Below are 15,778 nucleotides of genomic sequence, written 5' to 3' on the forward strand. Positions count from 1 at the left end.
TCATGCGATACATCGATCCGCACATTCATATGAACGTCCGCACCACCGCCGATTACGAAGCGATGGCGGCAGCCGGCATCGTCGCCGTTATCGAGCCCGCCTTCTGGCTCGGCCAGCCACGCACCTCGGCCGGATCCTACGTCGACTACCTCTCGACCCTCGTTGGCTGGGAGAGGTTTCGTGCCGCGCAGTTCGGCCTGCGTCACTACTGCGCCATCGGCCTGAACAGCAAGGAGGCCAACAATCCGCCGCTGGCGGAAGCGGTGATCGACCTGCTGCCCCGCTACGCGTTGAAAGAAGGCGTCGTTGCCATCGGTGAGATTGGCTACGATGAGCAGACCGCCGCCGAGGACAAGTACCTTCGCATCCAGCTCGATCTGGCGCGCGACCTCGAGATGCTGGTCATGGTGCATACACCGCATCGCGACAAGAAGCGCGGCACCAGCCGGACGATGGATGTTTGCATCGAGCACGGACTGAATCCGGCACGGGTGGTCATCGACCACAATAACGAAGAGACCGTCGAGGAGGTGCTGGATCGCGGCTTCTGGGCCGGCTTCACCATCTATCCGAAAACAAAGATGGGCAGCGAGCGGATGGTGGAGATCGTTTGTCGCTATGGCAGCGACCGCATCATCGTCGACTCCAGCGCCGACTGGGGCGTCTCCGACCCGCTCGCCGTGCCGAAGACCGCTCAGTTGATGCGCGACCGCGGTATTGCCGAAGCGGATGTGGTGCGGGTGACCTACGCCAACGCTCTCGCTGCTTACGCTCAGAGCGGCCAGATGCATGAGGACGATTGGCTGAACCCGCCGGCCATCGATCAGCGGACCTTGTTCGAAGGCAATTCGGTGCTGCGCGGCCAACAGCCGCAGGTCGACGGTCTCGTCATCGAATAGCCGCCGCTTGCTGGCCCATTTGCGGAACGAAATCCAATGCGCCGCACACTTGTTCTTAACGTCGTCGGCCTGACGCCGGCGATGCTTGGCGAGGCCACGCCGCATCTGGCCCGGCTGGCGGCAGCAGGAGGCGTTCGCCCGCTGCACACCGTCCAGCCGGCGGTCACCTGTTCCGTTCAATCGACCCTATTGACCGGCCTGTTGCCACAGGGCCATGGCTGCGTCGGTAACGGTTGGTATTGGCGCGATCTGGCCGAGGTGATGTTCTGGCGCCAAGCCAACGGCCTTGTTGGCGGCGAGAAGGTCTGGGAAGCCGGCCGCCACCGCGACGGTGCCTTCACCTGCGCCAAGCTGTTCTGGTGGTATAACATGTATGCTACCGCCGACATCACCGTCACCCCGCGGCCGACGTATCCGGCCGACGGGCGGAAGATCCCCGACATCTACACCCAGCCAGCCGATCTTCGTCCCGAGTTGGTTCGCCGTCTCGGCCAGTTCCCGCTGTTCCGCTTCTGGGGGCCACTGGCCGATCTGCTGTCCAGCCAGTGGATCGCCGGCTGCGCCCGCCACATCTTCACCACCCAAACACCGACGCTGACTCTCGTCTACCTGCCGCATCTCGATTACAACCTGCAGCGGCTCGGGCCCGACGATCCGCACATCGCCACCGATCTGCGTGCCATCGATGACCTCTGTGGCGAACTGATCGAGATGGCGGCGCGGGTAGGGGCGGCGGTGCTGGTGCTCTCCGAATACGGCATCACTCCGGTGACGGGCGCGGTGCTGCCCAATCAGACACTGCGCGCGGCGGGTCTGCTGCGCGTTCGCGAGGAGATGGGCCGCGAACTGCTGGACGCGGGCGCGTCCGCGGCATTCGCCGTCTGCGATCATCAGCTAGCGCACGTCTACGTCCGCAACAGCGCCGATCTTCCGCGCGTCCAAGCACTCCTCGCTGGCCTGGAAGGGGTCGAGACCGTTCTCGATGCCGACGGCAAGCGGCAGGCGGGCCTCGATCATCCACGCGCCGGTGAACTGGTCGCCATCAGCCGCGCCGATCGCTGGTTCGCCTATCCCTACTGGCTCGACGACGCCCGCGCGCCCGATTTCGCTCGCACCGTCGATATTCACCGCAAGCCCGGCTACGATCCGGTCGAATTGTTCCTCGATCCGGCACTCCGTCTGCCGAAGCTGGCGGTGGGCTGGCGGCTGGCAAAGAAGGCGATGGGCTTTCGTACCCTGATGGACGTGATCCCGCTCGATCCCGGCCTCGTCCGCGGCTCGCACGGCCGTCTGACCGATCGCGACGACGACGGGCCGCTCGTCCTCAGCTCCGAGGCGGGGTTGCTGCCGGCCGGCCCGGTCGAAGCGACCGACGTCAAGGCGCTGATACTCGCCCACGTCTTCGGCAGCTGACCGGCACGGCGGATTGGCGGCAACGTCGATCAGGTCGCCGGTACGAAGCGCTGCGCGGCGAGCGTCAGCGGAAACAACGCCGTAGCAACCAGGGCAAGGCCCGGCTGACCCTGGCCGAGGATCACCAACCCGTCGAGGAGACAAATCCCGGCGAGCAGCGCCGCCACCGCGCGCGGAACGTCACCCCGCTGGCGGCGAAACAGCCGGTGGACCGCAAGGCTGGTCCAGCCGGCAAAGCTGGCGAAGAGGAGGGCGCCGAAGAGGCTGTTGACGGCGATCGGCAGCGCATAGAGGAACGGAACGGCGAGAAAGGACAGCGGCCACAGACTTCCGATGCGGTCGAGGGACTCCTGCTTGGCGGCGTAGGTCAGCCCGATCAGATAGCTCCACAGCAGTACCGCGGCGAGGAAGAGGCCGGATGTGGGCGCGGCGAAGGCAACGGCACTGGTCACGTAGACCAGCGCCCGGCAGAGCCCCATGATCACCGGGCTGAAGCGATTACCCTTGTGATAGGCATCATAGGCGACGATGGCCGCGGCGAGCGCCGCGCCGCTGAACAGTGGCAAAGCGCCCGCCATGGGAGGTAACGCGGTCGGCAGCGGCAGCGGAGGCAGCAGCGACGTCATCACCGCAAGCAGCAGCAAGCCGGATGCCATCATGGCAAACCCGGCCGTGAACACGGTTGCCGCGGTCACCCGGCCGGCGGGAATCGGTCGCTCGGGACGCTCGCGGGCATCGATGCGGCGATCGAAGGCATCGTTCAGGTACATCCCCGCCAGATAAAGCAGCGATACGGCCAGAACGATAGCGGCAAGTGCCGGTCTCGCGGCCGGCGATAGGATGGCACCGCTCAGCGTGGCGCCGGCGAGGACATTGCTCCACACCGTCGGCAGGTTGGATACTCGTCCCAACAGCAGGGCATCGCGTATCTTCATCGCGTGAGCCGCTCCCGTGCCCAGGCGAGNTTCACGGGCGATGGCGCTGTTGACGTCTTCGCCGCGGTAGCATTCCGGCAGCACGCTCCAGGTATAAGTCTCCACCTCCAGGTGTGACGTGATCGGCCGCTGCCGGTGTCGCTCCAGGATCTGTTCGAGAAAGTCCTGCGTGGTGGCGAAGGGGAGGAGTTGGCGGTGAAAGATCGGGACGTGAAAGTGCACCCGCCATTCCCGCGGCGGTTCCGCCCCGTCGAGGCTGGCGAAGGCATCGTCGAGATCGACAAACCGGCGCAGGCCGGCCTCACTCCTTTCCACCACCTGATGCAGGTAGATCGGATCGGCAAAGGGCTGCAGTTGGCCGCGGCTCTCCGCCGTCACCATCGGGATCTTCAGGCAGGCGCTGAGCTGTACCTTGCCGATGGCGATACCCGCCGCTTCCAGCGCGGCGATCGCTGCCACTGGCTCTTCGAACTCGATCGCCGCATGGCAGGTATCGAGGCAGACACCGAGATGACGGCGCAGCGCCGACTCGGCATCACCCGGGCTAAGTCCTGTCGCTGCCGCCAGCTGGCCAATGGCAGCCGCAGTCAGCAGCCGTCCGGTAAAGAAGGCAATCGTTTCGGCAACGGTTTCGAGGTAGCAGCACGGTTCCGGTTCAAGCGCCAGCATCACCTGGTGGCCGGTTTGCCGTTCCAGATCCACCAGTTCGCCAACCGCTCGGAGCAGATTCTGCACCATGGCTTCGATACCGTCATCGCCTTCGAGGCGTGACTTGAAGGCACCGGGCACGGTGCTGATGCTGCCGGTCAGCGGCGGCTCGCTGGCAGGGTGCCGGTCCAACAGACGCACCAGGAGGCGGGCTAGGAGACGCGTATAGTTGAGGCGTGCCGGCTCCTGCCAGTCCGGCCGGTAGACCTGTTCCTTGACTCGGGCGGCATGGAAGATGCCGTAGGGAAAGCCGTTGAGGGTAAAGATATAAAGCTCGTGCCGATCGAGGAGATCGACCAGTTCGGCGAATACCGCGGGCGAGGACAGTGCCTGCGCTGCCGCCGCCGACAGTCGTAGCCCGACGCCGAAGGGCCCGCTGACGCCCAGCCGCGCCCGGACGGCCGGCACGTCTCGATCGAGCATCCGCCGCACCTCCGGCCAGCTTTCGCCGGGATAGACGTTGGTGCAATAAGTCAGGTGACCAGCGGCAGCGTCCTTCAGGCGCATCGGCCGGCATCGCGCTGCTGTAGCCAGGCGATGCACTCCACCACCGCAGCTTCGTCGATGTGCTCCACATCGACCGAGGTGCCGATGGCGGACAGCAGCGGGATGCTCAACTCGCCGCCCAGATGCTCCTGGAATTCGCGCAGACCATTGAGGACGCTGAGCCGGCCATCGCTGTTGCGCTCGGCAAGCGCCGGATGCCAGAGACAGAAACCCACGGTTTCGAGCAGGGCGTACACCCGCTCGGCCACTGCGGCGGCAAGCAGCCCCTTCACCGTCGCGTAACGGGTGTCAAGGGCGATGTTGATCGCCACCGCCTCGCCGTGGCGGAGCGTATGACCACTCAGCGTCTCCAGCTTGTGCGCTGCCCAATGGCCGTAATCGAGGGGACGGGCACTGCCGCTCTCGAAGGGATCGCCGCCACCGGCGATGTGCCGCAGATGCAACTCGGCACAGCCACGGATCATCGTCGCCATCGACGGGCGGGCAAAGCGGGAGAGTTGGCACGCGTTCGTTTCCAGCCATTGGAAGAACACGCCGTCGCGGATCAGTGCGACTTTCACCGCCTCGGCGATGCCGGCGATCTTGTCCCGCGTATCTAGCGTTTCGATGAAGTCGAGGTCGTTGATCACCGCCCACGGCGGCGCAAAGGTGCCGAGGTAATTCTTGCAGCCGAAAGCGTTGACCGCGTTTTTCACCCCGATTCCGGCATCGTTTTGGCCGAGCACCGTCGTCGGCATTCGCACCAGCCGCACGCCGCGGTGGGTAATGGCGGCGGCAAAGCCGACGAGATCAAGGACGGCGCCGCCGCCGATAGCGAGGACGAAGGCGTGCCGGTCGATCCTGCAGCGCTGCAGGGTGCCGAGGATTTCCTGTAGCAGCGGCGGATCGTTCTTGCAGGCTTCGCCGCCGGGGATGACCATCGGCGGGGCAACGAGGTGCAGACGAGTGTGATGGGCGTCCATATAGGCCGCCAAGCGTGCGGGCAGCGACGGCCAAGCGCTGGCGACGCCAGCGTCGATGATGCAGCAGAGCCGATGACGTCGCCCGGGTTCGCGTCGCGCTATGGCGTCGCAAAGCAGCCGATTGGTCAGGTGCAGGGCGTCGTTGGTGAAGTGAACCGGAAAATCCAGCGGCACTGCAAAGCGAGCATTACAGACAAACGGATCAAGGTAGAGGTTATGAATGTTCTGATCCATCAATCTCACTCTCCGACCGCGGATACGCAGATGTGTCCACAGTAGGTTAAAATAATTCAGCGAGCAAAATTTCAAGAAGGGCAGATCAGCTGCTACGTATATCTCATCTAATCACATTTTGCGATGTGCGTGTCATGATAACATGGTGAAAAGCGCGTTTTACGAACCAAGGGTTGGCCTTTTATCTGCGACGTCTCCAACGAAACAAGTGGCCCCGCGGCACCAGGCATTGATGGGGCCGCGACACGGTTGTACTTAATGCTGATGTAAATCTCGCTTTTCGCGACCTACAACTGGCCGTCAGGTTCTGTAGGCCTGGTCGGGCGACAATGCATCGCCGTGGTCGGCCCGACGCTCTTGGGCGGCGTCAGTCCTTAAGCGGTCGCACCTCTGTCGCCACTTCTAGCGGGGTGCGGAGTGTCTGCAACACGACGCAGTACCGCTCGGTGAGCCGGAGCAAGGTCTCAACGCGATCGGCCGGATCGTCCGTATCCACTTCAAAGATCAGCCGAATTTGGCGAAAGCCGACAGGTGCATCCTTGGCGACGCCCAGTGTGCCGCGAAAGTCCAGATCGCCCTCGGCGCGAACCACCGCATCGCGAAGCTCTACCGCCAAAGCCGTTGCCACCGCGCGCAATGTTACCCCGGCGCAGGCGACGAGCGCTTCCAGCAGCATGTCGCCCGAGCAGGCGAGGCTGCCATCGCCGCCGGTGGCGGGGTGAAGCCCGGCGGCGATCAAACCGCGGCCGGTTTCGATGCGACAGGCGACGGCAGCTGAATCAAGGCGCGCTTCGGCGTGCAGCGTAATCATCGCTGCGGTCGGCTCCTGGCGATACTGCTCCTTGAGCGGCGCCTGCAGTGCTTTCAATGCCTCTGCATCCATGGTGCGTTGCCTTCCTTCCGAATTGCCGGCGGGGACTGCGGCGAGACCGGCGGCATGCGCCGACACCGCTCGCTCGCAGCTGCCATCGCCCATGTCCTGGCCAGAAATCTACTCGCTCGATCTACTAGCTCGATCTACTCGCCCGGGGAACGCGAGTGTGGCACCAGGAGGGTGGGTTGCAGCCGCAGCGTTTGCGAGGGGGTCTCGCCGAATGCCTTTCGATATTGAACGGCGAAGCGGCCGAAATGGAAAAAGCCGCACTCGGTGGCAACGGCGGAGACCGTCGTATTGGGGCTAGGCGAGCGAAGAATGTGTTGCGCCCGGTTCAGCCGCCGGCGGGTGACGGCTTCCATCGGTGAGCAGCCACGGAAGCGGCGAAAGGCGTTTTCCAGCGCGCGCACGCTGATGTTTGCCACGCGCGCCAAGTCGTCGACGCGGATGGACTCGCCGATATTGGCATCGATCCAGTCCTCGACTCGGGCGATACGCGCCTCTTTCGCAGCTTCCCCGCTTCGTTTACCTGCCGGCTGCGGATCGTTGAGGCAGTCGAGGAAGAGGGTGAGCAGCGTGCCTTCCAGACTGGCCGCGGCCGAGGGAGCGGCGAGGCTGCCTCTGTCGGGGCGGTCGAGTTCCCGTGCCGCCCATCGGCAGAGGGAACGCATCGCCATTGCGGCGGGCGACTGCAACGAGAAGGTGTGCCTCAGCGTCTGGGCATCGGGGACATGCCCATAGCGCTCGACCAGAGTGTCGCGGACGAACTGACCGTCGAAGCTCAGCAGCAGGGTGCGAAATGGTTCGGTGTCGAGTCTGAGTTCCTGGCCGGGCGCATGGATGACTGCCTGTTTGGTTGTCGACACGGTTTCGCAGTTGTTGATCCGGTGCGCGAGACTGCCGAATTCGTGCATCGTGATCCGATAGCAATCGCTAAGCGGGGCGCACTCGATGCGAATCCGGCTCGATGTCTGCAGATAGGAGAGGCTCGACCGAATGAGCTTCGATTCGTTCCACAGCAGGTCATACTCACGGCCGCGCCGCATCTCCGAGTGATGTCGTTCCCAAACGCCGTTGACGAACTCCCGGGCGTGGTCGAGGTCATCTGTTTCGAGCACGCGATAGGCTCGAAGCAGTTCCCCCTTGGTATTTTGTCCCCCCATTCCCGCGTTTCGTTGTCGTCCACCGATTAACTCCCGGCAGTGGTTCGCCGTTCCGTGCGTCGCGAGTCGGGCTGAGGTTCAGTTTTGCACATCCCGCGGTAGCAGGGAAAGCCTCCACAAAACCATGCATTAACACAGTTATAATTCTGCCACGCAATGCACGCTAAGAAAAACAACCGAGCAAGACTATCACTCTATGATTGCGTTTCGCTCACAGCGTGCATTTGCGTCGCCACCGTTGTGCTGCTGCGCGTCGGCCATATGGCGACGATGCATCCGGCAAGCGCCGGAATAACCATCGGCAGGAACGCCGCGGTGTGCATACGTTCGAACAGCAATCCGGCCGTGAGCAGGCCGCCGCCGAGAAACAGTCCCCAGACGACGCCGGAATAGAGGCTTTGCGCCGTTGCCGACAGGTCGGCGGCAATTTCCTCGCTGATGTAGTGCATCGCTGCCAGATGGGCGGCGCCGAAGCTGAGCGCATGCAACGTCTGCAGCACGATCAGTGCCGGCAGCGCATCGCTCAGGCCAGTCCCTAGCCAGCGCACCGCTGCCGCCGCGCCGGCCAACGCCAGCAGCCGGCGCGGCCCGAAGCGGGCAATCAGCCGCAATCCGAAGACAAACAGAACGATTTCGGCAAGCACCCCTTCGGCCCAGAGCAGACCAATCACCGCCTCCGAATGGCCGGCTGCCTTCCAGGCCAGAGTGGCGAAGGCGTAGTACACGGCGTGGCTCGCCTGAATAAGCCCACTGGCAATGAGAAAGCAGGCGAAGGGGCGGTGGCACAGCGCCGCCCATACGGGCAGTCGACGGGAGACGTTCGCCGTTTCACGCCGATCAGGGATGAGGCAACAGCATATAAAAACAATGAGCTGAACGGCGATGATCATCCAATAGATCACCGACGGCGGCTGCACCGTCAGTGCCTGCCCGGCAATTGCGGCGGCAACGATGAAACTGAGCGAGCCCCAGAGCCGCACCCGGCCATACTCCAGCCGTCGCGCTTTCGCAGCCTGCATCGTTACGCTTTCGGCGAGCGTCACCACTGGCGGCCAGACGGCGAAATACACCAGGCTGACGATGAGGATGGGCCAGAACTGCTCCGTTGCCAGAAAGGTTGCGAAGGAGCCGATAGCGACGGCGGCGAAGATGATCATCAGCCACTTGCGCTCGCCGGAGCGGTCGGCGAGATGGGCGACCAGCGGCGCGCTGATCACTTTGACGCCGATGCTGAGGGCGAGCAGTAAACCGATTTCGGCGGCGTTCAGGCCCTTGCCAGCCAGCCACACCGGCCAGAACGGCTGTTGAATGCCAATAACGGCAAGCAGCGCCGCGTAGAGCAGGGACAGCCGAAAGGCGAGGGAGGTGAAGGAACGCGACAAGGGGGAGACCGAACCCTGATTCAGGCAATGCCGGATTGGTACCGTCCCGGCAAGCCATCTACCAATCCGCTGATGCTCGTCTGCATGCTAGCGAACAAATCGCCCGTTGGCGATCGGCCGCCGACGATGCTGCGAGACGCATGCATTAGACGCAAGCCAGCGTTGTCCGCTTATCGCTCCGGGCGGGACGCGGCGCATGCGATCTTATGCCGCGAAATGTGCATGGCACAAAGGACGCCGCGGGCTAAAAGGGCAATTCATGGGCCGATTAAGTGAGTTAGGCGGGCTGTTACACGAAGAGCATTTTCGCATCGTCGTATGGCTTGGCGACCTTAAGAACCACCCGTTTGTAACACCCATACCGCAGGGAGGAGGGCAAAGTCTCCAGGAAGAGCGGCAAGGATTGCGCCACTTGCTTGAGGGGCTTGACGCATTCAGTCAACACGATGCGTTCGAAGAGGAAACACTATTTCCCCTCATTGCTGAGCAGTGCTTGCCGAGGACGGTAAATTATCTGCACCGCGAGCATGCGAAGATCAATACAACCGTGGCTAAACTGCGCTCCCTTGTGGTAAGTCGCCTGCAGAGGCGTGGGGATGCAACGGTTTGCGCGCAGATTATGCAGGCGGCAAACGACTTCTACCGTGAGCTTTTTGACCATCTGGCGCGCGAGGAAGATCTGATCATTCAGCGCCTGCGCTCGCTGCTCGATCCGGAAACGGACAGTCGGTTGGTGTGCGAGCATTTCGCACGTCCGTTGTTCGCCCTGCGAGCGGTTGGCTGAAGAGTGGAACAGCGCGCAGGCTAAGCTGCGGTCGTCTCCCATCCGGCATATTACCGGGTGACCGGTGGCGGTCGGGCCGGTATATATTATGAATGCATGACATTCTCCCCATCCTGCTCGGCATTACCATGTTCGCTATCGTGGCGGTGCTGTTCACCGGCATCATCGTGTTTGCTTTCAATGAGCAACTGAATGCCAAGTACGGCAACAAGCTGATGCGCTGGCGGGTCATTCTGCAGGGCGTGGCGCTGCTGCTGTTCGGCCTGATGATGGTCATGCAGGCCTGATAGACTGCGCTCCGGCCAATCGAATGGTCACGGCAGGTACCGCCCATCAGGGCTGCTGCCGGATCGAAGAGCAGGGAAAAGTCATCATGGTCACACTGACCCGCATCTACACCCGTGGCGGCGATGCCGGCGAAACGTCGCTGGGTGACGGTACCCGGGTGGCGAAGTTCCAGCTTCGCGTTGCTGCCTACGGCACCACTGACGAAACGAATGGCGTCATCGGCGTCGCCCGCCTGCACACGACGGGTGAGGCGGATGCCATGCTCGCACGCATCCAGAACGATCTGTTCGACCTCGGCGCCGATCTGTGTACGCCGGAAGACGGGCGCAAGGCGGCAGGCGCGCTGCGGATCGTCGACAGTCAGGTGGATCGGCTGGAGCGGGAAATCGACGCGATGAATGCTCAGCTTGCGCCGCTTACCTCGTTCATCCTGCCTGGCGGTTCGCCGGCGGCGGCCTACCTGCATCTGGCACGCACCGTCTGCCGCCGGGCGGAGCGGCTGATGTGCGAACTGGCCACGGCGGAGCCGGTCAGCCCGGTGGCGATCCGCTACATCAATCGTTTGTCCGACCACCTGTTCGTGCTCGCCCGCCATCTCAACGACAACGGCGCCAACGACGTGCTCTGGGTCCCGGGCGGCAGTCGCTAGCCTCGCCAACTCGTGCTGCGCTCAAGCGGCCGCTACTGAAGCGAGTACCTCGGTTCGTTCCATGCAGGGTCAACCATAAGACCGACCCACACCGACCTGCGGAAGGCAGCGGGACGCCATGAACATCATGACCGACGTCATCCTTACGGCCGGTCATTCAGCGATGAATCTCGTCCTGTTCATCCTGATACCGGTCATGGTCGTGATGATTACGCTGATGCGCCTGCTGGAATTGACCGGTTTTCTTGACTGGGTGATCGAAAAACTGGCGCCGCTGCTGCATCCGTTTGGTTTGACCGGTCTCGGTATCTTCGCCGCGTTGCAGATCAATCTGGTGAGTTTCGCCGCTCCGGTGGCGACATTGGCGGTGATGGAAAAGCGCGGCACCTCCGAGCGGCATCTCGCCGCCACCCTGGCAATGGTGTGTGCCATGGCCCAGGCGAACGCCAGCCTGCCTTTGACTGCCATGGGGCTGCGCCTCGGTCCGGTGCTGGTGATCTCGGTCATCGGCGGGTTGGTGGCTGCGGCAACAACCTATTACCTGTTCGGCCGCAAGCTTTCCGCCAAGGAAAGCATCTCAGACGATCGGCCGCATCATGGCGCGGCGCAAGGAACGAAGGGGGTGTTGGATACCATCATTCGGGCGGGGACCGAGGCGTTCAACCTCTCCATCAGTGCCATTCCGTTCCTGATCCTCTCGCTGGTGGTTGTCAACTTCCTGCGTCAGGTGGGTGCCATCGATGCCTTGACGGTCCTCCTGGCACCCGTGCTGCAACTCCTCGGCATTGATCCGGCCCTCGTGCTATTGACGATCACCAAATATCTTGCTGGCGGCACGGCGACGCTCGGCGTCATCGACGAGATGATGCGCCAACAGCATCTCAGCGTAGCCGTTCTCAATCAATCGGCGGGGTTCCTCATTCACCCGTTCGATCTACCCGGTTTCGCCATTCTCATTTCCGCCGGCCGTCGGGTCGCTTCCGTCTGGAAACCTGCCTTTGGCGGCGCGTGTGTCGGTATCGCGGTGCGCGCCCTGCTGCACATCATCGTTGGCTGATCCACCCGACCTCAACTGTCGAGGCGACGCATTGGCGCTGCGAGATGAAACCTGCATGTCACGCTCCGCCGGGTCTTGCCTTTTCCCAGGCTTGTTCGCATAAACTCACGCGGATTGTGCTCAAGCGCAAAAAACCGCTTCAATCGGGAGTCCGTCGGTCGCACGTTTCGTCAGCACCATCCCCAGGGCGCTTGTCCGAGGGGCCGGAGACGCCGGCGCTGGTGCCGAATGAGGACGCCCACAGACATCATCAGTTTCGGGAGAGGCTCCTCGATCCATGGCCACATCATTCCGCACCATTGACGACCTGGACGTTGCCGGCAAACGGGTGCTCATGCGTGTCGACTTCAACGTGCCGATGAAGGACGGCAAGGTCACCGACACCACCCGTATCGACCGCACCGTGCCGTCGATCAAGGAACTCACCGGCAAGGGCGCCAAGGTCATCATTCTGAGCCACCTCGGCCGGCCGAAGGGCAAGAAGAACCTCGACTTCACCCAGAAGCCAGTCGCCGAGGCGCTGGCGGCGAAGCTGGGTCAACCGGTGGCATTCGCTCCCGACTGCATTGGCCCCGACGCGAAGGCGGTGGTCGACGCGATGAAGCCGGGCGACGTTGCCATGCTCGAGAACGTTCGCTTCTATGCCGAGGAAGAGAAGAACGATCTCGAATTTGCCAAGAAGCTGGCGGAAGTCGGCGACATCCTCGTTTCCGACGCCTTCTCCTGCTCGCACCGGGCGCACGCTTCGGTCGAAGCCCTGGCCAAGCTGATCCCGTCGGCGGCCGGCCGGCTGATGCAGCAAGAAGTGGAAGCCTTGTCCGCAGCACTCGAAGCGCCGACGCATCCGGTGGCAGCGCTCGTCGGCGGCGCGAAGATTTCCACCAAGCTCGATGTTCTCGGCAACTTGGTCGAGAAGGTGGATCAGATCATCATCGGTGGCGCCATGGCCAACACCTTCCTCGCCGCCAAGGGCGTCGATGTCGGCAAGTCGCTGTGCGAGCACGAGATGCTCGAAAACGCCCGTGTGATCATGGCCAAGGCGGAAAAGGCTGGCTGCGAGATCGTCCTGCCCACCGACGCAGTGGTCGCCGCTGAATTCAAGGCGGGGGCGCCCTCTGAGGCCGTCGCCGTCGGTGCCGTTCCCGCCGACAAGATGATCCTCGACGTGGGGCCTGCTTCGATCGTTGGTCTGACCGGACGCCTTGCCGGGTTGAAGACGCTGCTGTGGAACGGCCCGCTCGGTGCCTTCGAGATCGAACCGTTCGATACCGGTACCAATGCGGTGGCGCAGGAAGCCGGCAAGCTGACCAAGGCCGGCAAGCTGCTGAGCGTCGCCGGTGGCGGCGATACGGTGGCGGCACTCGCCCATGCCGGTGCCGACAGCGAGTTCAGCTACATCTCCACTGCTGGCGGTGCGTTCCTCGAGTGGCTGGAAGGCAAGACGCTTCCCGGCGTCGCCGTACTGCGCAAGTAGGCGAGAGACTCGTTGCTGCAGCGGGCGAAGCGATCGGCTTCGCCCGCACTCGTGTCGCGACAGACTTTCGCCGCTGCGCAGCGATAAGGACTTGCCGCTGAGGCGATCGGTTGCCACTCTCCTCGACATGGAGGAGAAACAAGGGGCCGGCCCGTCAGTTGAAACGATTCCGGACGGCGATAATCGGCCGCGGCGGATCTGTCCTGATTGCGGCTATATCGAGTACCACAATCCGAAAATCATCGTTGGTGCCGTTTGTGCCTGGGAGGGCCGCATCCTCCTGTGCCAGCGGGCGATTGCCCCCTCGCAGGGCCTGTGGACGATACCCGCCGGCTTCCTCGAGCTGGGAGAGACGACGGCCCAGGGTGCCGCGCGCGAGGTGTGGGAAGAGGCGGAGGCCCGAGTCGATATTGGTGAGTTGCTCGGCGTCTACGAAATTCCCCATATCAGTCAGGTGAACATGATCTATCGAGCGCGCATGCTGTCTGCCGCCTGCGCGCCGGGGATTGAGAGCGAGGCGGTGCGCCTCGTCACCTGGGAGGAGATCCCATGGGGACAACTCGCCTTCCCGAGCGTTCGCTGGTCACTGGAGCGCTTTCGCGACCAGGGAGCGGCGCGGGTCTATGCGGCGGCGCCGATGGCGCCGTTGACGCCGCGTTAACTATTTCTGCGCTATCGTTCCATCATGGTGGAGACGACAGAAATGCCGGGTCCCTTGCTGCCGGCCCCGATCACTCGTGACGGGGCGAAAGCCCAGACGGCGGAAAGCCAACCACGGCCGCAACAGCAGGATGGGCGCAACGGCGTCGCTGCGACCCAGACCGCGCTCAACCGCCTCGCTGACCTGCTCGCCAGCGGCAAGCCGCCGCGCCAGGATGTGCCGCGCGGGTCCTATCTCAACATCAGCGTCTGACATCACCCAGCCGATCGCCTGGCGACGCGGCGGGCGGCAATAGCTCGGGGGCGAAGATGCTGACCGGCGTCTCCCGTCCGCGCACCTGAATTTCTCCCATCGGCCGGGCGGCAAAGGTCTCGCCGGCAGCAACGAGACACTGCTCAGTGACCAGCACGTAGGTGCCGTACTCCTTGTTCAGCTGTTCCAGCCGCGCCGCTACGTTCACCTCGTCGCCATAGACGGTGAAGTAAAGGCGATGCGCCGCTCCCACGGCGCCGCTGACCATCGTCCCAGTGCTGAGGCCGCAGCGGGTCTTCAGCCGCACCCCAGGCCCGAACCGCTCGAGGCGGGTGAGCGCCTGAATGGCCAGCGCGGTGCGGATGGCCGAGGCGGCATGGTCGGAATTGGGACGTGCCGAGTTGAAGGTCACCAGCATCGCGTCGCCCTGGAACATGGTGATGACGCCCCNCTCCCGGTCGACGAGCTCGGCAATGGCGGCAAAGTACTCGTTCAACATCGTCATCAGCACCTGCGGCTCGAGCTGTTCGGAAATGGTGGAGAACTTCTCGATGTCGCAGAACAGCACCGTTGCCGTCGTAACCTCGGCGTCGCCCGGCTGGATCTCCCGGTCGGCGGCGCGCACCAGGGTGGCCACCTCGGGGGCAACGAAGCGGGTGAGGTCGCTGGCAACCGTCAGATCGATGACGCTGCGGATGACAAGGCGCCGGGCGCGCACCAGCGCCAGGGCGAGGATGCCGGTCACAACCAGAATGGTGATGATCTTGTCTACCTCGCCACCGATGAGGATGCGGTTGGAGGTCAGGTAGCTGACGTAGTCGCGGGTGATCTCGCTGCCCGGGCCACTGGCGGCAATGGCGAGGATGACGAGGCAGAGCCACCCCGCCGCGGCGGCGAGACCGACGGCGACGAGCGACGTCGCGTCAAACCGCAGCGCCCGCAGGGCAATGAAAATAAACATATAGAGAAGCGTCGGCGCCTTCAGCGAGAACGACGGCGGCTGACCATACTGCTTGTGGAAGCTCCAGATCAGCCCCAGCAGCAGGGCGATATCCACAAGGGATGAGCCAATCAGGTACCAGTCGGGCAGGCGGAAGCTGTAGGCACAGCGGAGCCGAAGCAGGGATACCAGGAGGAAGGCGCTCAGCACATAGGGCACCGGCGTGAAGGCCATCCCGTCCGGTGGCTTCGGCGAGATCAGGTAGAGAGCGATAAAGAAGCTGATCAGCAGCAGCTGCGCCCAGCCGATGAGGATCTCCGACTGGTCCTGCTGCCGTTCGATGGCGAGGCGCACCCGTTCCGGCAGCTGCCGGGTCGTGCGCGCACCAACCATGAAGCGGGATATGCGCTTCCACATCGTCCCCCTCCCGCCGGGTCGGGATCAACCGACCGACCGACCCGAGATTCCACGTCATCTTTACCGCATTTGTCCATCGCTTGCTGTGCACACATGCGTGTGATCGGTAACTGCCACGTTTCGGCCTGGTGAACGCCGGCTGGCGTGCGGTTTAATATGTGCTAAGCGGCGGAAACGAT

General features: G+C 63.4%; 15 protein-coding genes. 9 read left to right on the forward strand and 6 right to left on the reverse strand.

Annotated features, from left to right (window positions below; genetic code table 11):
• The first annotated feature begins 2 nt into the window (after positions 1 to 2).
• Together HQ394_RS00950 and HQ394_RS00955 are read left to right on the forward strand one after the other, a co-directional pair.
• A complete protein-coding gene (locus tag HQ394_RS00950; RefSeq protein ID WP_190261637.1) occupies positions 3 to 899 on the forward strand; it encodes a TatD family hydrolase in 897 nt (298 codons plus the stop codon).
• Between the two features lie 36 nt (positions 900 to 935).
• The gene (locus HQ394_RS00955) at positions 936 to 2,312 is read left to right on the forward strand and encodes an alkaline phosphatase family protein (protein WP_190261638.1); all 1,377 of its coding nucleotides are present in this window, start codon (positions 936 to 938) and stop codon (positions 2,310 to 2,312) included.
• Between the two features lie 29 nt (positions 2,313 to 2,341).
• Here HQ394_RS00955 and eboE read toward each other — a convergent pair whose 3' ends face one another.
• From eboE to HQ394_RS00980, 5 genes are all read right to left on the reverse strand, one after another.
• Positions 2,342 to 4,462 carry a metabolite traffic protein EboE gene (gene eboE / locus HQ394_RS00960; RefSeq protein WP_190261639.1) on the reverse strand — a complete coding sequence of 707 codons (2,121 nt, stop codon included), beginning with the start codon at positions 4,460 to 4,462 and terminating at the stop codon, positions 2,342 to 2,344.
• Positions 4,453 to 5,658: a 3-dehydroquinate synthase gene (locus tag HQ394_RS00965; protein ID WP_190261640.1), complete on the reverse strand. Its 1,206-nt coding sequence runs from the start codon at positions 5,656 to 5,658 to the stop codon at positions 4,453 to 4,455. Before HQ394_RS00965 ends, eboE begins: the two co-directional genes overlap by 10 nt.
• A gap of 367 nt (positions 5,659 to 6,025) precedes the next feature.
• Positions 6,026 to 6,634: an OsmC family protein gene (locus HQ394_RS00970; RefSeq protein WP_223291758.1), complete on the reverse strand. Its 609-nt coding sequence runs from the start codon at positions 6,632 to 6,634 to the stop codon at positions 6,026 to 6,028.
• A 41-nt stretch (positions 6,635 to 6,675) separates the two neighbouring features.
• Positions 6,676 to 7,695, reverse strand: a complete 1,020-nt coding sequence (locus tag HQ394_RS00975; RefSeq protein WP_190261641.1) for a helix-turn-helix domain-containing protein — start codon at positions 7,693 to 7,695, stop codon at positions 6,676 to 6,678.
• 194 nt (positions 7,696 to 7,889) lie between these two features.
• Positions 7,890 to 9,077 carry an MFS transporter gene (locus HQ394_RS00980; protein ID WP_190261642.1) on the reverse strand — a complete coding sequence of 396 codons (1,188 nt, stop codon included), beginning with the start codon at positions 9,075 to 9,077 and terminating at the stop codon, positions 7,890 to 7,892.
• 196 nt (positions 9,078 to 9,273) lie between these two features.
• Between HQ394_RS00980 and HQ394_RS00985 the strand changes: the two genes are divergently transcribed.
• The 7 genes from HQ394_RS00985 (at position 9,274) to HQ394_RS01015 (ending at position 14,242) form a co-directional block, all read left to right on the forward strand.
• Positions 9,274 to 9,861, forward strand: coding sequence for a hemerythrin domain-containing protein (locus tag HQ394_RS00985; RefSeq protein WP_190261643.1), 588 nt, complete (start codon positions 9,274 to 9,276; stop codon positions 9,859 to 9,861).
• Positions 9,862 to 9,953: 92 nt separating this feature from the next.
• Positions 9,954 to 10,148 carry an HIG1 domain-containing protein gene (locus HQ394_RS00990; protein WP_223291759.1) on the forward strand — a complete coding sequence of 65 codons (195 nt, stop codon included), beginning with the start codon at positions 9,954 to 9,956 and terminating at the stop codon, positions 10,146 to 10,148.
• A gap of 86 nt (positions 10,149 to 10,234) precedes the next feature.
• On the forward strand, positions 10,235 to 10,798 hold the full coding sequence (locus tag HQ394_RS00995; RefSeq protein WP_190261645.1) for a cob(I)yrinic acid a,c-diamide adenosyltransferase: 564 nt from the start codon (positions 10,235 to 10,237) through the stop codon (positions 10,796 to 10,798).
• Positions 10,799 to 10,916: 118 nt separating this feature from the next.
• Entirely contained in the window at positions 10,917 to 11,855 is a 939-nt protein-coding gene (locus HQ394_RS01000; protein WP_190261646.1) for a nucleoside recognition domain-containing protein, read from the forward strand.
• Positions 11,856 to 12,132: 277 nt separating this feature from the next.
• Positions 12,133 to 13,329 carry a phosphoglycerate kinase gene (locus HQ394_RS01005; protein ID WP_190261647.1) on the forward strand — a complete coding sequence of 399 codons (1,197 nt, stop codon included), beginning with the start codon at positions 12,133 to 12,135 and terminating at the stop codon, positions 13,327 to 13,329.
• Between the two features lie 91 nt (positions 13,330 to 13,420).
• Complete coding sequence (locus tag HQ394_RS01010; protein ID WP_317628976.1) at positions 13,421 to 13,990, forward strand: NUDIX hydrolase; 570 nt, start codon at positions 13,421 to 13,423, stop codon at positions 13,988 to 13,990.
• Between the two features lie 42 nt (positions 13,991 to 14,032).
• Positions 14,033 to 14,242 carry a hypothetical protein gene (locus tag HQ394_RS01015; protein WP_190261649.1) on the forward strand — a complete coding sequence of 70 codons (210 nt, stop codon included), beginning with the start codon at positions 14,033 to 14,035 and terminating at the stop codon, positions 14,240 to 14,242.
• On the opposite strand, the gene HQ394_RS01020 is transcribed toward HQ394_RS01015, so the two are convergent.
• Complete coding sequence (locus HQ394_RS01020; RefSeq protein WP_190261650.1) at positions 14,232 to 15,599, reverse strand: adenylate/guanylate cyclase domain-containing protein; 1,368 nt, start codon at positions 15,597 to 15,599, stop codon at positions 14,232 to 14,234. The two genes, HQ394_RS01015 and HQ394_RS01020, sit on opposite strands and share 11 nt — an antisense overlap.
• Positions 15,600 to 15,778 lie beyond the last annotated feature (179 nt).

Source organism: Defluviicoccus vanus, from assembly GCF_014672695.1.
Classification (GTDB): domain Bacteria; phylum Pseudomonadota; class Alphaproteobacteria; order Rhodospirillales; family Defluviicoccaceae; genus Defluviicoccus; species Defluviicoccus vanus.